This window comes from Rhizobium sp. Rhizsp82 (assembly GCF_047325115.1).
Lineage (GTDB): Bacteria > Pseudomonadota > Alphaproteobacteria > Rhizobiales > Rhizobiaceae > Rhizobium.
In genome coordinates, this window is the sequence record NZ_CP168570.1 from 2,564,221 (window position 1) to 2,583,468 (window position 19,248).

At 60.0% G+C, this 19,248-nt stretch carries 16 protein-coding genes and 1 tRNA gene; 7 read left to right on the forward strand and 10 right to left on the reverse strand.

The genetic code is table 11. From position 1 onward, the window contains the following. Nucleotides 1–25 precede the first annotated feature (25 nt). Nucleotides 26–469: a winged helix-turn-helix transcriptional regulator gene (locus tag ACEN84_RS17705; RefSeq protein ID WP_413709411.1), complete on the reverse strand. Its 444-nt coding sequence runs from the start codon at nucleotides 467–469 to the stop codon at nucleotides 26–28. 93 nt (nucleotides 470–562) lie between these two features. On the opposite strand from ACEN84_RS17705, the gene ACEN84_RS17710 reads away from it, so the two are divergent. Next, nucleotides 563–1,771 carry an MFS transporter gene (locus ACEN84_RS17710; protein WP_413709412.1) on the forward strand — a complete coding sequence of 403 codons (1,209 nt, stop codon included), beginning with the start codon at nucleotides 563–565 and terminating at the stop codon, nucleotides 1,769–1,771. On the opposite strand, the gene ACEN84_RS17715 is transcribed toward ACEN84_RS17710, so the two are convergent. The 5 genes from ACEN84_RS17715 to ACEN84_RS17735 all read right to left on the reverse strand — a co-directional run bounded on the left by ACEN84_RS17715 (nucleotide 1,768) and on the right by ACEN84_RS17735 (nucleotide 9,479). Next, nucleotides 1,768–2,259 carry a hypothetical protein gene (locus ACEN84_RS17715; protein WP_112711593.1) on the reverse strand — a complete coding sequence of 164 codons (492 nt, stop codon included), beginning with the start codon at nucleotides 2,257–2,259 and terminating at the stop codon, nucleotides 1,768–1,770. The two genes, ACEN84_RS17710 and ACEN84_RS17715, sit on opposite strands and share 4 nt — an antisense overlap. Before the next feature lie 82 nt (nucleotides 2,260–2,341). After that, a complete protein-coding gene (locus ACEN84_RS17720; protein ID WP_112711594.1) occupies nucleotides 2,342–3,688 on the reverse strand; it encodes an HlyD family type I secretion periplasmic adaptor subunit in 1,347 nt (448 codons plus the stop codon). Nucleotides 3,689–3,693: 5 nt separating this feature from the next. Next, on the reverse strand, nucleotides 3,694–6,207 hold the full coding sequence (locus tag ACEN84_RS17725) for a type I secretion system permease/ATPase (RefSeq protein ID WP_413709413.1): 2,514 nt from the start codon (nucleotides 6,205–6,207) through the stop codon (nucleotides 3,694–3,696). Between the two features lie 24 nt (nucleotides 6,208–6,231). Next, nucleotides 6,232–8,295 (reverse strand): hypothetical protein, encoded by a 2,064-nt coding sequence (locus ACEN84_RS17730; RefSeq protein ID WP_413709414.1) that lies wholly within the window; start codon nucleotides 8,293–8,295, stop codon nucleotides 6,232–6,234. A gap of 140 nt (nucleotides 8,296–8,435) precedes the next feature. Further along, nucleotides 8,436–9,479, reverse strand: coding sequence for a fibrinogen-binding protein (locus ACEN84_RS17735; RefSeq protein WP_199629370.1), 1,044 nt, complete (start codon nucleotides 9,477–9,479; stop codon nucleotides 8,436–8,438). A gap of 856 nt (nucleotides 9,480–10,335) precedes the next feature. Between ACEN84_RS17735 and ACEN84_RS17740 the strand changes: the two genes are divergently transcribed. Further along, the gene (locus tag ACEN84_RS17740) at nucleotides 10,336–11,106 is read left to right on the forward strand and encodes a response regulator transcription factor (protein ID WP_199629369.1); all 771 of its coding nucleotides are present in this window, start codon (nucleotides 10,336–10,338) and stop codon (nucleotides 11,104–11,106) included. Between the two features lie 255 nt (nucleotides 11,107–11,361). Here ACEN84_RS17740 and ACEN84_RS17745 read toward each other — a convergent pair whose 3' ends face one another. Beyond that, nucleotides 11,362–11,505, reverse strand: coding sequence for a DUF1127 domain-containing protein (locus ACEN84_RS17745; RefSeq protein ID WP_112711598.1), 144 nt, complete (start codon nucleotides 11,503–11,505; stop codon nucleotides 11,362–11,364). A 295-nt stretch (nucleotides 11,506–11,800) separates the two neighbouring features. Continuing rightward, complete coding sequence (locus ACEN84_RS17750) at nucleotides 11,801–11,947, reverse strand: DUF1127 domain-containing protein (RefSeq protein ID WP_112711599.1); 147 nt, start codon at nucleotides 11,945–11,947, stop codon at nucleotides 11,801–11,803. An 854-nt stretch (nucleotides 11,948–12,801) separates the two neighbouring features. Here ACEN84_RS17750 and ACEN84_RS17755 point away from each other — a divergent pair. The 5 genes from ACEN84_RS17755 (at nucleotide 12,802) to ACEN84_RS17775 (ending at nucleotide 17,089) form a co-directional block, all read left to right on the forward strand. Continuing rightward, complete coding sequence (locus tag ACEN84_RS17755; RefSeq protein ID WP_413709415.1) at nucleotides 12,802–13,905, forward strand: DUF2157 domain-containing protein; 1,104 nt, start codon at nucleotides 12,802–12,804, stop codon at nucleotides 13,903–13,905. After that, on the forward strand, nucleotides 13,902–14,492 hold the full coding sequence (locus tag ACEN84_RS17760) for a GDYXXLXY domain-containing protein (protein ID WP_413709416.1): 591 nt from the start codon (nucleotides 13,902–13,904) through the stop codon (nucleotides 14,490–14,492). The genes ACEN84_RS17755 and ACEN84_RS17760 overlap by 4 nt, the downstream gene beginning before the upstream one ends. Before the next feature lie 153 nt (nucleotides 14,493–14,645). Next, nucleotides 14,646–14,730, forward strand: a tRNA-Leu gene (locus ACEN84_RS17765). A 177-nt stretch (nucleotides 14,731–14,907) separates the two neighbouring features. Beyond that, nucleotides 14,908–16,383, forward strand: a complete 1,476-nt coding sequence (gene tig, locus ACEN84_RS17770) for a trigger factor (protein ID WP_112711602.1) — start codon at nucleotides 14,908–14,910, stop codon at nucleotides 16,381–16,383. Nucleotides 16,384–16,561: 178 nt separating this feature from the next. Further along, nucleotides 16,562–17,089, forward strand: a complete 528-nt coding sequence (locus tag ACEN84_RS17775) for a PAS domain-containing protein (protein WP_354540988.1) — start codon at nucleotides 16,562–16,564, stop codon at nucleotides 17,087–17,089. A 6-nt stretch (nucleotides 17,090–17,095) separates the two neighbouring features. On the opposite strand, the gene sthA is transcribed toward ACEN84_RS17775, so the two are convergent. Further along, on the reverse strand, nucleotides 17,096–18,502 hold the full coding sequence (gene sthA / locus ACEN84_RS17780; RefSeq protein WP_413709417.1) for a Si-specific NAD(P)(+) transhydrogenase: 1,407 nt from the start codon (nucleotides 18,500–18,502) through the stop codon (nucleotides 17,096–17,098). Between the two features lie 101 nt (nucleotides 18,503–18,603). Then, nucleotides 18,604–19,194, reverse strand: coding sequence for a dual specificity protein phosphatase family protein (locus ACEN84_RS17785; RefSeq protein WP_112711604.1), 591 nt, complete (start codon nucleotides 19,192–19,194; stop codon nucleotides 18,604–18,606). Nucleotides 19,195–19,248 lie beyond the last annotated feature (54 nt).

Sequence of the window (19,248 nt, forward strand, 5' to 3'; positions counted from 1 at the left end):
GCCTTGCGGGTTAGGGAATGGCTGCTCAGCTAGGCGCAATCACCTGGGTATCCGGCCAGGCAATCCGCCGGCCATCGGCGGCGCGGAGTTCCAGCCGGGCAACCGGCGCGCCGCTCTCGGTATCGACGAGAACCGAGCGGCGCTCCTCACGTTTGTAACGATGCGCCTCGCCCCATTGGCGCAGGGCGACGATGACATGGAAGAGGTCGCGCCCGGCTGCGCTCAGCACATATTCCTGATAGGCGCTGCCATCGGAGGCTGGCACAAGGTCGAGAACACCGGCTTCCACCAGGTCGCGAAGCCGGGTTGCCAGCATGCCCTTCGCAATCCCGAGATTCTGCTGGAAGGCGCTGAAGCGGGTGATGCCGTCGAAAGCGTCGCGAATGATCAGCAGCGACCACCAGTCGCCAATCGCATCGAGGCTACGTGCAACCGGGCACTCGGCCTCGCGAAAACTCTTCCGCTTCATTATCAGTCCTCCATTCTGGTTCTAAAATAGAACTGGAATGCCTGCACCTCAAGTGGTCTCATCATTGAACCAGAGTCAATTGGGATCACGCTTATGGACGTCATCAAAGACACCCGGTCGTCCTCCGGGGTAAAATCGAAACTCGGCCCGTGGACGCTGCTTCTCTTCGCGGTGACCTGCGGCGCAAGCGTCGCCAATGTCTATTCTGCCCAACCGCTGCTCGGCTCGATGGCCTCGGATTTCGGCCTCGAGACCGCCGATATCGGCATCGTCGTGACGCTGACGCAGATTGGCTATGCCGCGGGTCTGCTGCTGATCGTGCCGCTCGCCGATATCGCCAACCGACGCCGGCTGGTGATTACACAGACGATGCTGCTTTCGGCCGCCGCCGCTGCCGTTGGCCTGGCGCCATCAACATTCATGCTGTTAGTCGCGATGATTGCTCTCGGGCTGCTGTCCGTCGTCGTTCAGGTGGTGGTCGCACTGACCGCGTCGCTGACAGGACCCGAGGAGCGGGGCCGGGCCGTGGGGCTGGTGACGAGTGGTGTCGTTATCGGCATCCTCGCCGCACGCCTCTGGGCCGGGCTGCTCGCCGATCTCGGAGGATGGCGGACCGTCTATCTGGCATCGGCAATGCTGATGCTGATCATGAGCATGCTCCTGGCCAAGACCTTGCCGCGTGAAAAGCCATCCGGTTCGAAGGAAGGCTATGTCGCGATCCTCCGATCCGTCCCGCAGCTCTTCCTGCGCGATCCTCTGTTACGCGCAAGGGCAGTGCTGGCGTTCCTGATCTTCGCAAGCTTCAGCACGCTCTGGACGGCAATGGTCCTGCCGTTGAGCACTTCGCCCTTTCTCATGTCGCATACGGCTATCGGCCTGTTTGGCTTGGCGGGCGTTGCCGGTGCCCTGGCGGCAAGCGGCGCCGGTCGGCTTGCGGATCGAGGCCTAGCGCAACCCGTCACCGGCGCTTCGCTGGCACTGCTGGCAATCTCCTGGGCGGCAATCCTCTGCCTGGCAGCTTCTTTGCCGGTCTTCCTGCTTGGCGTCGTCGCGCTCGATTTCGCCGTTCAGGCCGTGCATGTCACCAACCAGACGCTGATCTTCGCCGCCCGCCCGGAAGCACGAAGCCGCCTGGTCGGCGGCTATATGGTCTTCTATTCCGCGGGCAGCGCACTGGGCGCCATCACCTCGACGATGATCTACGCACATGCCGGTTGGCCGGGCGTCTGTGGGCTCGGCTGTTCATTCAGTGCGATGGCGCTGGTTTTCTGGTGGATCACGCGGCCGGTGTCGAGGGCCTAGATATGCGCCGAGGCATGCTCGCTGGCATGGATGAACTCCCAAAGCGAATTGCTGATCGCCACGATCTCGCCGATCGAGCGCTCAAGTGCATCGAGCTCCCGCTGGTCGAGTTGCTCCACCTTGCCGTAGCGGATTTCCTTGTCGTCCTCTACGAGCCGCATCAGCTGCGTGGAGGAGATCTGTCCCTTGTCGTCGAAAGAATAGATGCAGTGATTGTATTTGTTGCGCATCTTCGATTCCTTCTTCAGCCGCATCATCATGTGAAGGATGGTCTTGCGGTCGGAAGCGGGGGTTGAGTGCAGCTTGGCAAGGCGCTCGACAAGGTCGATACGCGCCCGCGTGGTGTTCAGCGTCAGGAAAACCACGATCGCCGCATCCTTCTCCACCCTGAGAAGATGGGCGATGACATAGATCAGCAGGCTCTCGGTATTGGTCCAGACATAATTCAGCCGCCCAACCCGCAAGAGCACGTCAGACATGGCCGCCATAGAAGCCTCCACCAACCGATCCTGCGAGCGAGAATACTGCAGATCCGCGGCGGAAGCTCCTAGTCTCTTTGTATTATAAATCTCAGCGCTCCTTGAAGGCACGCGACATACTGTCGGTGATCGGCTTGGTGATATATTCGAAGAAGGTGCGCTCCGAGGTCTGGATCAAGACGTCGGCCGGCATGCCGGGGACCGGGTGGAAATTATGCACCTTGGCGATCTCCGAATCCGGGATTTCGACGCGCACGATATAGACGTCCTTGGTCTGCAGCCCGGCATTCTCTTCGATCGAGTCTGCCGACACATAGAAGACCTTGCCATTGAGTACCGGCGTCGTACGCCGGTTCAGCGCCGAAAGACGAATCGCCGCCGTCTGACCTTCATGTAGCTGGTCGATAGAGGTGCGCAGCACCTGCGCTTCGATGATCAGCGGCACATGGGCCGGCAGGATTTCCATGATCGGCTTGCCGGTGGTGATAACGCCGCCGGCGGTGTGGTAATAGGCGCGCACGACCGTGCCGTTGACCGGCGAGCGGATGACGGTTCGCTCGAGCACGCCCTGTGCCTCGCGCACCTGCTCGCGCACGCTGTCGAGATCCGATTCAGCGGTTTCCAGCGCATCGAGCGCCGCCTGCTTGTTGGAGTTGACGGCAATGATCGCTTCCTGGCGGAACTTGGCGATCTCAGCCTCGCTTTCGTTGAGCTCGCCCTGCAGGCGCGAAATATCCCCCATTGCATCCGCCATGGCGCGCTCGATCGCCAGGAGATCGGTCCTGCGCATATAGCCGACCTTGACGAGGCGGGCCTTTGAATCGCGCTCTTCGGTCAAAAGCGCCAGTTGCCGGTCGAAGGAATCCTTCTGGCCGCTATATCCCTTGTAGCGGTATTCGAGCGAAGCGATGTTCTTCTCGATCAGGTTCAGCTGCTCCTCGAGCTTCACCTGCTTGCTGTGAAAGACGATGTTCTGGCTCTGGATGATCGAGCCGATGTCGGGGTCGCTGGCTTCGGCCATGACGATGTCGGGGATCTTGAAGTCCCGGTCACCGGCGGCCTCGGCATGCAGGCGTGCGACGACGGCTTCCAGCCGCAGGCGCCGCAGTTTCAGCATGCGGTCGTTGGAGAGCGCTGCGGTCGGATCGAGCGTCAGCAGCACGTCGCCTTCCTTGACGACGTCACCTTCGCTGACGCGCATGTCCTTGATGATGCCGCCTTCGAGATGCTGGACGATCTTGTTGTTGCCGGTCGCGACGAAGCTGCCCTGGGCGATGATCGCAGAGGCAAGCGGCGCGGTGCCAGCCCAAAAGCCGAAGCTGCCGAAGGATATGATCAGCACGGCAAGCCCGATCATCGTGTGATAGCGGATCGAGCGCGGAACCTCGCTATACCATTCGACCGGATTGTTGACCGTCTGTAGACTGGTATGAGCCATTTCGATTACCCTTCGATACGCGGCTGAGGACGATTGTTGCCGTTGCCCTGCAGCGCCTGCAGAACTTCCATGCGCTCGCCGAACATGCCGACCGAGCCGTCTTTCAGAAGCAGGATCTTGTCGACGCATTGCAAAAGGGCAGGGCGCTGGGTGATGGTCACCGTGGTGATGCCCTGCTTCTTGGCATGGATCAGTGCCCGGGCGAGTGCAGCCTCGCCCTGCGTATCGAGGTTGGAATTCGGCTCGTCGAGGACGACAAATTTCGGATTGCCGAAGAAGGCGCGGGCAAGCGCGATGCGCTGCTTCTGGCCGCCGGAAAGCGGCGCGCCATCGGCCGCGACGATCGTCTCGTAGCCCTGCGGGAAGCTGGCGATCAGCTCGTGCACGTCGGCCAGAACCGCAGCCTCGTAGATCTGGTGATCGTCGATGTCGTCGCGCATGCGCGAAATATTCGCCTTGATCGTGCCGGGGAAGAGCTGCACGTCCTGCGGCAGATAGCCGATGCTTTCGCCGAACTGCCGCTGATCCCAGTTGCGCAGGTCCATCAGGTCGAGACGCACATTGCCCGATGTCGGCAGGATCGAACCGACCAGCATCTTGCCGAGCGTCGTCTTGCCGGAACCGGAATTGCCGATGACGGCAAGGGATTCGCCCTTCCTCAGCGAGAAGGAGATGCCGTTGAGGATGACCTTCTTCTGCGGCGGCGGCACGAACAGGATGCGCTCAACGTCGAGACGGCCTTCCGGATTGGGCAGGCGCAGCCGCGGGAAGTTGAGCGGCGAGTTGATCAGCAGCTGCTTGATGCGGCCATAGGCGGCGGCCGAGCGGTTGAACTGATGCCAGCCTTCAATCGCGCCCTCGATCGGCGCCAGCGCGCGTCCCGAGACGATGGAGGCGGCGATGACCATGCCGCCGGTCAATTCACCGGAAAGTGACAAATGCGCGCCCCAGCCGAGCAGCGCGACCTGCGTGATCATCCGGCAGGCCTTGGAGATGCCGGAGAAGATGATGTTGCGGTCCTGGGCGGCCACATGGCTCTTCAGCGATCCGGCCGTCTCCCTGCCCCACATCTTCACCGCTTCCGGGATCATGGCGAGCGCATTGATGATCTGCGAGTTGCGCGCCATGGAATCGAGGTGGAAGTTGGCGCGGCTGAGATAGGTGTTTGCGTCGGCGAACTGCCGCGCCGTGAACTTCTGGTTCAGATAGGCGATGAAGAACAGCACCGCGCAGCAGGCCATGATGATCAGGCCGAGATGGGGATGCACGAGATAGACCACGACGATGAACAGCGGCATCAGCGGCGCGTCGAGGAAGGCGATCAGCGTCCCTGACGTCAGGAAGCCGCGCAGCTGCTGCAGGTCCTGAAGGATCTGGTAATCCTTGCCGGTGCCATGAAGCGAGGCGCGGGCGGCGGCGCTGAGGATCGGCGCCCCCAGCTGCACTTCGAGCTCGACGGCGGTGCGCATCAGGATGAAGCGGCGGATCGAATCGAGGAAGGCTTGGATCAGCACGGCGCCGAGCACGGCGATCGTCAGCATGACCAGCGTATCGATCGAGCGGCTGGTCAGCACGCGATCGGAAATCTGGAAGAGATAGAGCGGGATCGCCAGCAGCAGAATGTTGATGGCGATGGTGAAGGCCATGACGATCACCATGTTGCGGCGGACCGCAGCAATGCCCTTGGCGAGGCTGGCCGCGAAATTCACCGGCTCGCTGCGCTTGTGGAAGTTCGCGCCGTTGCCGCCGCCACCGCCGCCGCCACCACCGGAATCCGGATCCTTGCCATTGCCGCCGCCGCCGGTCTTCAGCCGCCGGTCGTTTTCCTGCAGCGGGCCGGTATTGCCCTCGATCGTCTTGCCGAACGGGATCGTCGGGCTCTGCTTCAGCTCCGAAGGCTCCTGCGGAATGGCTTCGGGCATTTCCGGCGTCTGCGGTGTGCGGCGAGCGACTGTCTCTTCGGCTTCGGCCGCTGCCGGAGCGCTTACGGGTTCTGCCTGCACGGCCGGAGGCTCGACCACCGCTGTCGCGATTTCGATCGGTGCGGGAGGCGGTTCTACCTCTAACGCCTTGGGTCCTTCCAGAACCTCGGCATGTTGAGCGGTTGCGATTTCCGCCGTTGCTTCGATTACTGTCGGAGCCGCGACCTCCACTTCCGCCTGCGTCTCTGTTTCTTCATGCTCAACCGGTGCCGGCTCTTCGGCCTGGATTTCCGGTTCAGCCGAAGCGGCAGCTTCGGGCGCAGCGGCAATCTCGATCGCAGCAACCTCTTCCTCAGCCTCGACGGCTTCCGGCGCCTCAGCCGTCCGTGCAAGATCCTCGGCGGCAGCGGCCCGGAAGGCAGCAGCTTCGGCGGCGCGCGCTGCGGCGCGCTTCTCGGTCAGCAGGCGAAGATTGGCGACAGCGTCGTCGATCGCCGACATGCAGGCATCGGTCATATCCTCGTCGAACGCGCTGCCGCGCCGGCCGAGTCCCAAAGTGCGGCTTCCGGTGAAGGTGTTCTTTGGAATGTGATTCATGGGAGCGCTTCCCTCTACTCAAAACTATGCGGTGACGCCTTGCATCACATCCGGGTGGGTCAGGTGCCATGCGTAGTCGTGGCCGCCATTGATCGTCACGTCGTCGGAGCCGCTGGCATGCTGGTCGCTGTCGTTGCCGAGGAAGGCGATGGCTTCATTGGCAAGCGGTGCCTGCTGCGGCTGCGTCGTGTCGTGTTCGACAAGGCCACTCTGGATCAGAATCGCATCGGAATAGAGCTGGCCATTCAGGTAGGTCGTATGGCCAATCGTATCGTAATCCATGATCTGGGCGATGTTGACGACGGCATTGCTGCCAGTATCGACATGGATCGTGGCGTTCTGATTGTTCTGGGCGATCGACGAGATGACATGGGTGACGTCGTCGGAATCGCCGAGAATGCTCACCTGCTTGATGACGTTGACGTCATAGAGGTTGCCGGTGATGTAGAGGACGTTCAGCCCCGCATAGCCGGCAAAGTTGGCGTCATGGGCAAGTCCTTCCGGCATCGAGGGATCGCGTTCCTCGATCGCTTTCTGGGTGGCGGCCATGTAGTCGGGCATCGCCTGGAAGCGGTCGTTGGCGCCGACATTGTGGATTTCGGCAAGGTTCCAGATCAGGTTGTTGCCGCCCTGGATCGTGGCGCCGGGGGCACCGTCCTGGCCGCGGGCCCAATCATTGTCGTAGAGCACCGAAATCTGCGAGATGACGTTCATGTCGAGAACGTTGCCGCCGACGATCACCAGATCGTACTGCATGCCGATGCCGAACATCGACGCGAAATTGACGGCCGAGTTGCCACCCGTCAGCACGGTCGCATCCGTGCCGGTGGCGGTGATCGTCATCGTGTCGTTGTCGTTGATGAAGTGATACTGCTCGATCCAGTTGACGAAGGACACGTCGCCATTGACGACGCTGACGCGCCAGGCGGTCGGGAAGGTCGGATCGTGCCCGTCGTCGGTGGAGGCAGAATGCTGCGAGCCACCGTCATCATAGACGCTGCGCTGGAAGCTGGCGATATTGTTGGCGACGGTCGCAGCGCTTTGCGACTTGTCGAAGACACCGCCGAAATCGTCGTGGTCGCTATAGATGTAGCTCTGGGTGATCGCGTCGATCTGATGGTAGTTGCCCATCACGGCGGTCACAGAGGAGATCACCGAGGTATCGGTGATCTGCACGATATTGGCGAGCACATTGGCGCCGGCCGCGATCTCGAGCGTGTTGCTCGGGCCGCCGTGCTCTTCCTGCGGCGTATCGCTCTTGCTGTCTTCAAGGTCGGCCGGCGGCTTGGCGATGCCGCGGTCCGGCATCATGTCGTCGAGCACCGGTGCCGTCGTGGTGGCGACGCCGTTGACGATATAGGACGGACTGCTGAGATCGTCGCCGGCGCTCTTGTAGAGATAGGTCGGGCTGTCGGCATCGCCGTCGGTCACAAAGGTCGGCTGCGGCTGTCCATCCGGCGTCTCGTCGGACGCCTCCGGCATCGAGCGGATATAGTCGTGCATGCTGTCGGCGATTTTGGTCAGCGCCTCGGCATTGTCGGTCCGGTGGATCTCCTGGAACGGCGACAGCGCCTCGGCCTTCTCCTCATACTCGATCAGCTTCATCGTCACGAAACTGGTGTCGCGAGGATCGACCTGCTGATCCGACAGGTTCAGGAAGTCGTCGTCATAGAGGATGTTGATCTGCGAGACATGCGCGATCATCGAGCCCGGACCGGCATAGATCGGCAGCAGCGGATCTTCGCCCGGAACGGTGATCTGCGGGGTGAAATGCAGCCCCGTCAGGTCGCGATGCGCCAGCTCGTTCAGCTTGGCGATACTTTCCTCGAAGGCATGGCCGAGGAAGCGCGGATGCGCGAAATTGATGTCATAGGCGAGTGACCGGTAAGGCGCGCTCGGATCGTAGTCTTTCAGTTCGAGATCCGAGGCAAATTTCTGCGCGGCCGCTTCTTCGTCCTGCGGCAGCGCGCTGTCTTCGGTCGGCCGAGAACCCTCGGCATAGGCATTGCGCATTTTCGCTTCTTCGGTCGCCGTATCGAATAGGCCGATGAAGTGCGCAATGATTTCTGAAAGCTTCTCTGTATGCATGGTGGCCCCTCCCGTTTGCCACGGTGCCCGGCCTCTCAACAGCATACCCGCCCGTCACGGATACTCTCGTGTGCTGCATCAAGCCGCCAAACTGCACCGGCGGGACCGCCGGTGCAGGATGTCTTGGACAGTCCTGGAGGTTATGCGCCGTCGTGCGAGTCCTGGCCCACGGTATTGGAGTCGTGGCCGATCGCGTCGAACGTATTGCTGAGCATGTTCGCGCCTTGCACGAGTTCCATGTGGATACCCGAATTTGCAAGGATCGAGGACGCATCCGCAACGCTCGAGCCGTTGACGTCGTCACCGGCACCGCCGGTCCAGCCGCCATGGTGGCCGAGATCGATACCTTCCGCACCGGTCGCGGTGTTGCCCGCGGTGGAGACGGAGTTGCTGGCGTGGGCGGCATCCATCTTCATGCTCCAGACCGAATCCTGGTCCGCAAGATGGTTCGCCTGGATGGCATTGAAGGCATTGCCGCCACCGAGGCTGCCGTTCAGGATGTTGTCGACATCCAGGGTGAAGGAGAAGTTGTCACCGAGGTTGAAGTTCACGTCACCGCCGGCGATGCCGAGGTTGTCGAAGTCCTTGACGTCATGAACCGTCGCGAAGTCGTCATCCGACTTGTTGAAGCTGTCCGCCGTATTCGTGGTGTCGTTGTCGGTCTTGTTGAAGCTGTCAGCCGTATTGAAGCTGTCGCTCGTCGTGGTCGTCTTGACGTCGGTATCGGTGACCGTCTTGATGTCGGTGTCGGTCTTCGTGTTGATATCGTTGTCGCTGTACGACTTGCTGTCGTAGCTCCAGTCATAGTCCGACTTCACATCCGTATCGGTGATGGTGGTCGTCTTGGTGTCCGCATCATTGATATTGGTGTTGGTCGTCTTGCTGTCGTAGTCCCAATCGTAGCTGTTGTCGCGATTGTTGCCGTTCAGCAGATCGAGCGTAGCGTCGACAGTGATATCCGAACTGTTGTCGCTGTTATCGCTGTTGTTGCTATTGTCGCTGTTATCACTGTTGTCGGTATTCGTGGTGTTGTCGCGGTTGTCGCCATTGGCAAGGCCGCCGATATAGGCTGTCGAACCGTTCGAGGTGTCCGGATCATTGATTGCGGTATTGCCCAGGAAACCGTCGGCAAGCGCACCGATGTTGTTGGTTTCGGTGTCGCCACCGGGCTGATAATTAGACATTTCGCTTCCTCCAAAGGAATTCGGAGCAGTGTGCGAAATCCCTCTCATCTCAAATGGGATTTACTCGCGCTTACTCCGATACTGTTACTGGTATGCAGATGTATGCATTACCTAATCATCTGCGGTTCAATTCTCGGTTTGTTGGCCAAACCTGACGTATTGGATTGCGCGTAACTCAGTACAAGGACGCACAGATCTAGTTCCGCAATCATGTGATTGAAGACTTCATGCTTTCAGTTGTTTGAGTTGCCCCAATAGAAAAGCAGATATCGCAGTCGTGAGGGGATATTCCGCGTTTCGGGTGCCGCCAGTCAGCGACCCTAGAACTTTGGGGGAGAAATACTGAACTTCCTAGATACCAATTCGGGCTAGCGCTTCGGAGCCTTGTGCTCTTCGCCCGGACTGATCAAGCGCGCCCTCCGATCATCCCCAAGGTTGAACTGGAACGCGCCGGAGGTCGCCCCCATTTGCGGGCGATCGCGCTGCTTCGCTTTGGCTCAAGTCTACGTCAAAAGACTTGCACAAGTAACATTCCGGTTAATTGGCGCTGGCCGAAAGAGTGAAAAAGACCGCCTGTCTATTATTGATGCGAAAATACCATCGAACCCAAAAAATAATCGGCAATATACCCCATAAGTTATCTAGTAAGGGTGCAATACAACCGCTGCAATAGGAAATGTCATTGTATATTTACAAAAACTAACCCGTTTGGGCCATTTCCTTCAATGCAACTTCGTATTACCATAATTAAGAAATGGCTAACTAATGAAGACGGGAATTATCAGGGGCGCCCGTCCGGGCGGCCCGAAGTATCACTCAAAGCATTTGTAACGTGTAACGCTATGGGGAGGCGTAAATGTTCATGACTGCGTCGAAGACTGGTGATGCCGAGCAGGGCCGAAAGTTCGGTCCGGCCGGGGACACGATACTTGTAATTGCCAATGCAGACTTGTTCTCCGAATGCCTCGTCGAGGCTCTCGCGAAAAAGTTTCCTACCTGTGAGGTCATCAGCAAGGGCTACTCCAAGGCCATGCTGGAAAACGATGCGAATGATGCCACGCTCGTTCTCTTCTACCACATAACCGGAGCCGAGCTCAGCGAGGCGCTGGCGGCCGTCAGGGAAAACCATCCCGCGACGTCGATTGCGCTCGTGGTCGAAGCGATCGATATGATGGAGCCCTATGTCAACCGTCTGGTCGAGGCACGGGTGATCGACGGCGTCCTGCCGCTCAATCTGCGGCTCGACGTGTTCATGGCGGCGGTCGATCTCTTGATGAAGGGCGGCGAACACTTCCCGTCCGCATTGCTGAACCGGCTGACGAACCAGGCGGTGCAGCCTGAACGGTCGCTCTACGAGACCCGTTCGGTCGCAGCTGCCGGGGCAGGGGCGCTGCGTCTGCGCCAGGGGGACATGTCCGCCCTGACCACCCGCGAAGTCCAGATCCTTGATCTCATCTGCAAGGGCACGCAGAACAAGATCATCGCCGACGAGCTCCATCTCTCGGAGAACACGGTGAAGGTTCACGTTCGCAACATCTACAAGAAGATGAATGTCCGCAATCGCACCGAGGCGGCATCCCGCTTCTTCAGCAGCGAAGCGAACTCTTCGGGAAGATGGCGGAACTGATCGTTTCCCGACCACCTGAAACAGCAGGCCGCGCCCGGAGCGCGGCTTCTGCCTTTCTGGCGTAAAGCCAACGGCGCACGGCAAGCGCAGTCAAACGCCACATCTCTCAGGACAATCGGAACTCAGTCACGGGCATCGCCTGGCATCATGCCGTGCCGGCTATCGATGGCACGCGCCCTGGCGGCGCTGACGGATGCCCAAAAACGAAAACGGCGCCTAACGGCGCCGTTTTGGATGTATCGCATTCGCCGCTGATTAGCGGAACGAACGCGATGCAATGTTGCGGATCTCGTAACGGTTGATACCGATATCGGAGAGGGTCTGGTTGGACAGGTTGCCGAGTTCGTTGAGAGTGCGGCGGTAGCTAATCCAGCTCTTTGCAATGCGGATCGGGTTCATTTCTATCATCCTTGAAGGTGTCTCGCGGCCGGCGTCATCGCCGTCTCTGCGCTTGCACATTCATATAGTGGATCGCTGTCATATTGTGCAGTGCAAAGAAAAGGCATCTGCTATGCGTTTGTGCAATGATTTGCCCGCTAAATACGCAGGTGTGAATTTTTGAGCGGTAAAAGTGAGCTCTTTTTGCCTGCAACTCCTACGAAAGTGTAAACTCCAGGCAAAAGAAAACGCCCGTTGCGTGAGCACCGGGCGTTTTGGGGAGGAGATCAGCTTGGGAGGACGCTGATCGCCTGGATTAGCGGGCAGCTGCCTCGCGAGCGACGCGATGGATGTCCGAACGGTCGATGCCGAGGTCATGCAATTCGCGGTTGGTCATGCGGCCAAGTTCAGAAACCGTCTGACGGTACTTGCGCCAGTTGTTGAAAGAGCGGCTGAAGTTCATGTTGGTCCCCTTTCCTAGGGCTTGCGATCTGCCAGCTGCAGCCTTTCCGCGCTGGCCTCTATTTGATGAGCTGAATATATGTTGCGCCGCGAAGAACTAACAGAGACAAGAATTCAAGCCACCCATGCATGAAATGCAGATCTCGGGCGGTGAATTACAAGTTTTCGCCGCTTTGTGGTCAACGAATAGGCAGAATGATTTTCTCTTGGTCAGTTCATCCGCCAAGATGCCGCCATTTGCCGCCGGAAGATCAAAACCCAGTCGAGGGACGGCAGAGAGAGCCTTTCCAGGCGCGATTCAGGTGAAGGGTAGGCTCGTCTGCTCGCGGCGCTCGACTTGGCGCTCCGGCATGCATTCTGCATGGGCGCGGGCGCCTGCGGACGCTTTGCGGCTTTATCCGGATTTGCTGATGTTTAATCGTTTAACCTGCCGTTAAACAAAACGCCCACCGGGGGAGGATCCGGCGGGCGTCATGTAGGTGACTGACAACTGGGAGGAGGAGTGTTGTCAGTCTATCGGAGGGCGCTGGGAGGAGGAGTGCGCTGCTCCGAATTCTTTTTACGAACATCATGTTCGCAGGCGTCCGGTAAACCGGGCCGGGCTGCCATGCCCGTGCTTCTTGATCATTTAAATAGTATGACTTTTGATTATTTTGCAGTGCAATATTTTCATGGTGGCTATGCAGCTCATGCATGCCTTGCTGCAATATGCACATATTAGCAATGCCTCGTTAATTGGCGGTTAATAAGTGCCCCAACTTCGCACAGTGAGATTCCTGCATTGCAGCCCGGGATTGCCTAACGGCTTGGCCGCCTATAACGCTAGGCAATGCCATCACCGGGGCGGAGGCTGGAATGTATCGAGGCAGGCTGGAGCGCGACCTTTCTATCTGGGTCGACAAGGGGCTGATCACGGAGGTCGCTGCCGAGCAGATGCTCGGCGAATACGACGCCCGTCCCGCAAGCTTCAGCCTTGGCCGGGTGCTGATGGTACTCGCTGCCGTCCTGCTCGGCGCCGCGGTCCTGCTGCTGATCGCCTCCAACTGGGAGGCCATTCCGAGGCTCGTGCGTGTCGGCGCCATCCTGATCGTCATCTGGGCGGCCTATCTTGGTGCCGCGGCTCTGTTCGCCCGCGGGGCGCAGGCGGCCGGCAATGGGCTGCTGGTCATCGCCGTGCTCGGCTTCGGCGGCGCCATCTCGCTGATCGGCCAGATGTACCATCTTTCGGGCGACGAGCAGGTGGTGATGTATCTGTGGTTTGCGATCGCCGTCATTTCCGCCGCGCTCTTTCGTTCCGCGCCGGCCGTCGCGATTGCCGGCTTCCTCTCCTGGGCATCGTTTGCAGTCTATCTCAACAATAATGACGGCCGCTGGATCGGCATCGGCGCCTGGCTGCCGATCGTCATGAGCGCGGTGACGGTGGCTCTGGTGCGCTACACCGATGCGGGCAGGGTGCGTCATCTCGCCTATCTGCTCGCCGTCGCCTGGCTTGCCTGGATCTATACGCTGAACGAGGATCTGTGGCTCGCGATGGTCTATGTCGTCTGTGGCATGGCCGTCTTCCTTGCCGTCAGCCTGCCGCCGTTGCGCGTCACAGAGTTCATCCTGACCGCCGGCGCTGCTCCCGCCTTCTACGCCTTCCTGGTCGCCGCCGTCGGCCTGCTTCTTCTCAATATACAATTAGAGCAGGGCGGAGCGCTGGTCCTGCTCAGCCTGGCGACGCTCGGCGTCTCCGTGCTGGCGATCGCGCTGCAGGGCAGGGACAACGGCGCGGTGCGCTATCTCGCCTATCTGATGTTTGCCGGAGAGATCCTTTATCTGGCGTCCGAGACCGTCGGTTCGATCTTGGGCACTTCAGGTCTCTTCCTATTGTCGGGTCTCTTCGTCGCTGTCGTCGCCTGGCTGGTGATCCGCCTGGAGAGACGCTTCGGCGGTAAGCGCCAGGAGGTCGCCCGATGAGTGCCGTCCTCTCGAGCCCGCGTTCCGGCCGCCGCTATGTGGTTGCCGCCATCATCGCAGCCGTGCTGCAGACGGCGATCCTCGGCTATATAATAGAGAGCCGCGCTGCGATCCTGCGCAGCGGCGCCGACGTCGTCTTGAAGACCGCGCCGGTCGATCCGCGCGATTTCCTGCGCGGCGACTATGTCATCCTGAATTACGACATCTCCTCGGTGCCGGTCAGCACCGTCAAGGGCGGCCTTCCCAAGGATGCGGGCGAGCAGGTGCTGTGGGTGCGGCTCAGGCCGCAGCCGGACGGCTTCTGGGCGATCGCCGAATCGTCCTTCACGGCGCTGATGCCCGAGACCGGCAGCGTCGTCGTGAAAAGCCAGCCGTTCTATAGCTACGGCGCGTCGAGCGGTGACATGATCCGCGTCGAATATGGCATCGAGCGCTATTATGTTCCGGAAGGCGAGGGCAAGCCGCTGGAGGAGGCCCGCCAGGATGGAAACGTCTCCATTGCCGTGCGTGTTTCGGCCGATGGAACGGCACAGATCCGCAGCCTGCTGGTCGATGGAAAGCCCGCCTATGAGGAGCCGGTTTACTGAGGCGCCGATTGCCCTGTGGATTGCCACCCGCCGGGTGAAAACTCCCTGTCATCCGGTCTTCATTTTTCCTTTGCCTCTACCAAATCGGGTGATATAGAGACGCCGCGCTCCGGAAGGCCTCATGCGCAGGCATATGCATGCGGTTTTGCGAACGCGGGTATGGTGAAATTGGTAGACACGCCAGATTTAGGTTCTGGTGCCGCAAGGCGTGGGAGTTCAAGTCTCTCTACCCGCACCAAAGCTGGCTTGCAGGCGGGAGATCCCGATTACCCGGCAGGATGGCGCCGTCCCCCTTAACGGCGGGATGCATTGGAATTTGAACAACAAGCCACGCGCGGCCAAGTTTGTCCGGCGTCGTGCTCATCGAAACGAAGGCGTCTGGGCACGGCCGCCAACGAAATGAAGGTAGGAAGACATGCAGGTTATCGAAACGCTCGCTGAAGGGCTGAAGCGCGAAATCAAGGTCGTTATCCCGGCCAAGGACATGGAAAGCAAGCTGAACGAGCGTCTTGCCGACGTGAAGGACAAGGTCCGCATCAACGGCTTCCGTCCGGGCAAGGTACCGCCGGCTCATCTGAAGAAGGTCTACGGCAAGTCCATCATGGCCGACCTCGTCAACGAGATCGTTCGCGAACAGCCGACCCAGATCCTTTCCAGCCGTGGCGAAAAGTCCGCCACCCAGCCGGAAGTCGCCATGACCGAGGACAAGGACGAGGCCGAACAGATCCTTTCCGCTGAGAAGGACTTCGAATTCACGCTGTCCTACGAAGTTCTGCCGCCGATCGAACTGAAGTCCACCAAGGGCATCAAGATCACCCGCGAAGTCGTCGACATCTCCGATGACGAAGTCAACGAGCAGGTCCTCAAGGTCGCTGAAAGCGCCCGTTCCTACGAAACCAAGAAGGGCAAGGCTGCCGACGGCGACCGCGTCACGATGGATTACGTCGGTAAGGTTGACGGCGTTGCCTTCGACGGCGGCACCGATCAGGGCGCTGAACTCGTTCTCGGCTCCGGCCGTTTCATCCCGGGCTTCGAAGACCAGCTGGTCGGCGTCAAGGCTGGCGACGAAAAGACCATCACCGTGACGTTCCCGGCCGATTACCCGGCCAAGAACCTCGCTGGCGCTGAAGCCACCTTCGACGTCACCGTCAAGGACGTTGCTGCTCCGGGCGAAACCGAGATCAACGACGAACTCGCAAAGAAGCTCGGCCTGGAATCGGCTGACCGCCTGCGCGAAATCGTCCGCGGCCAGATCGAATCGCAGTACGGCTCGCTGACCCGCCAGAAGGTGAAGCGTCAGATCCTCGACCAGCTCGACGAGATGTACAAGTTCGAGACCCCGAAGTCGCTGGTTGACGCCGAGTACAACGGCATCTGGAGCCAGGTGAACAACGATCTCGCCCAGTCGGGCCGCACCTTCGAAGACGAAGGCACGACCGAAGACAAGGCACAGGAAGAGTACAAGACGCTCGCTGAACGCCGCGTCCGCCTCGGCCTCGTTCTCTCCGAAATCGGCGAAAAGGCCGGTGTCGAAGTGTCCGAAGACGAAATGCAGCGCGCTATCTATGAGCAGCTGCGCCAGTACCCGGGCCAGGAGAAGCAGATTCTCGACTTCTTCCGCAGCCAGCCGGGTGCCGCCGCTTCGATCCGTGCTCCGATCTTCGAAGAGAAGGTCATCGACCATCTGCTGACCGAGATCGACGTCACAGACAAGAAGGTCACCAAGGAAGAGCTGCTCGCCGACGAAGAAGGCGAAGGCTCGGACAAGGACGCCAAGAAGGCCCCGAAGAAGAAGGCAGCTGCCAAGGCTGAAGCTTCTGAAGGCGAAGAAGCAGCTCCGAAGAAGAAGGCTGCTCCGAAGAAGAAGGCTTCCGAAGGCGACGCCGAATAATCGGCTGATCCGATCAGGATTTCGAAAGGCCTCGCCTCGCGGCGGGGCCTTTTTCTTTGTCGGCAAGCGTACTGACTTACAGGCTGTGAAGAAGTTTCATATTTGCTAATCAGTGTCTTGCGGTGTGAGGCCTATCCTCTACACTTCAGGATTGCGTCGATATGCAGAGGGGAAAATCGTGGCCTTCCAGAACAGCGCCATCGAAGGCGAGGCCGATAGCGGCCTGGCTGCAGAATCCGGTTTCTTCACCTGGGATATAGCCTCCAACCTGCTTTATGCAGATGGCGCGGTGGCCGATCTCTTCGGGCTCGACTATCACACCGCCGAGCGTGGGCTGCCGCTCGAGAACTACATCGAGCGCATTCACCCGGAAGACCGCCCGGGCGTCGCCGCCACGATCCACCAGACGATCACCACCGGCGAGCCCGAGCAGCAGAGCTACCGGACACGCCAGGTCGATGGCACCTATTCCTATGTCATGGTGTTCGGTCGCTGCTTCCGCGACCGCAGCGGCGTTCCGCATCTCTATGCCGGGATCGTCTGTCCGGTGTCGGAAGAGCCGATGCTGACAAGGCCCTTGGTGAAATATTGCCTGACCGCCTATGATATCGCGGTGCGCGAGGGCAACAAGGCCGTCGCACAGCATCTCTTGGCGGCTCTGGGCGAGCTCGACTGGATGAAACCCGACAATATGCTGGCGAACTGAGCCGGCTCAGAGTTCCGACTTGATGTCGCCCATGCGATTCCAGGCGTCGAGGCCGGCAATCTTGTAGGCTTCGGCGAGCGTCGGATAGTTGAAGGTATTCTCGACGAAATATTCGACGGTACCCTTCAGGTTCAGTACGGCCTGGCCGATATGCACGAGCTCGGTTGCGCCTTCGCCGACGATATGGACGCCGAGCAGGCGGCGCGTCTTCAGCGAGAAGATCAGCTTCAGAAGGCCGGTATCGAGACCCATGATGTGGCCGCGCGACGTCTCGCGGAAACGGGCAATACCGCATTCATAGGGAATGCCGCGTTCCTTCATTTCCTCTTCGGTCAGGCCGCAGGTGGAAATTTCAGGCACTGCGTAGATGCCGTAGGGGAAGTATTTCGGCGGCTCCTTGGCGACGGCGCCGACGGCAACGCGCGCTGCAATGCGGCCCTGTTCCATCGAGGTGGAGGCCAGGCTCGGGAAGCCGACGACGTCACCGGCCGCATAGATGCCGGGAACGGAGGTCTCGAAGGTTTCCGGATTGACCTTCAGGCGGCCGCGATTGTCGGCCTCGAGGCCGATCGCCGGCAGGTTCAGCGTGTCGGTGGCGCCCATGCGGCCGGCAGCGAAAAGCACCATGTCGGTCGTCAGGTGGCGGCCGTTGTCGAGCGTCAGCTGCACCTTACCGTTATCGAGCTTCTCCACCTTGTCGGCCTTCTGGCCGAGCAGCAGCTTCATGTTGCGGTCGCGCAGCTGGTAGGTGAAGTCCTCGACGATCTCCTTGTCGATGAAATCGAGCATCGTGGACTTCGGATCGAGCAGGGTGACGGCGGTGTCGAGCGCGCTGAAGATCGTCGCATATTCGATGCCGATAACGCCGGCGCCGATGACGACCATCGAGCGCGGCAGTTCCTCGATGTCGAGCAGCTCGTCGCTGTCGATGATGGTCTTGCCGTCGAAGGGCATATAATCAGGGCGGAATGGCTTGGTGCCGACAGCCAGAAGAACGCTGATGGCGCCAACCTGAATGGTCTCGCCGTCGTCCTTGACTACCTGCAGCGTCGTGGCGTCGATGAAGCTCGCCTTGCCGCGCATGTGCTGCACCCGGTTACGGGCGAACTGGTGTTCGAGAACCTCGACTTCGTGGTCGAGGGTAATCAGCAGGCGGCGGCGCAGGTCTTCAGCGCTGATCTCATCCTTGACGCGGTAGGCGCGGCCGTAGAAGCCGCGTTCGCGCCAGCCGGAGAGATTGAGCGCCGTTTCGCGCAGCGTCTTCGAGGGGATGGTACCGGTGTGGACCGAGACGCCGCCGACGCGTTTGCCCTGTTCGATGACCAGAACCTTCTTGCCGAGTTTGGCAGCCTGAATGGCGCCGCGGCGGCCTGCGGGGCCGCTGCCCACAACAACGAGATCGTACTGGAACATGGCTCAGCCCCGGCTTGGAAGAGGAATCAGATATTGCGCCGCAAAATGTCGCGCATTCACCGGTATCTGGTCAATGTTACAGATGCTTTAAGGGGCAGGTATCAGGAATCACCGAAGCCAAGCAGGGGTTCCATTTTCTCGAATGTTATGTCCATCGGAAAAGCATGCGAGAAAGAGTAGGGGATGTGGCCGTAGCGCAGCGACAGCTGACCCTCGGCAACCTTCTCGCTCTTGCGGGCGATGGCGGCGAGATAGAGCGCCGAGGCAAGGCCCGTCCGGTCGGCGCCAGCCTGGCAATGGATCAGCAGCGGCTTCGGCGCATCGCGCATGATGGCGATCAGCTGCATCGCCTGATCGGGCGTCAACTCCGTCGACGAGTTCATCCGGAAATCGATATGCTTGATGCCGAGCGCGTTCGACTGGGCGACCTCGCTGTCGTACCAGCCGTGCTTTTCGTTCTCGCCGCGCAGGTTGAGGATCGTTTTGATCCCGTACTTGCCTTCGAAACGAGCGATCGCTGAGGCTGACGGCTGCGAGGAGCGGTAGACCTCACCGGCAACGACGGCATGGAAATTGTCGGTCGCCAGCAGATAGAGATAGTAGCCGCCGATCAGGACGGCGAGCAGGCCGAAGACGTTGAGGATGCGCTTGGTGATCGGAGAAACGGTCAGACGCGGAAATGCCAGTGCCATTGAAATCTCTAGCTCGAGTCGCGCTGCGGAATATGCAGCACGCACTCTCTGCGA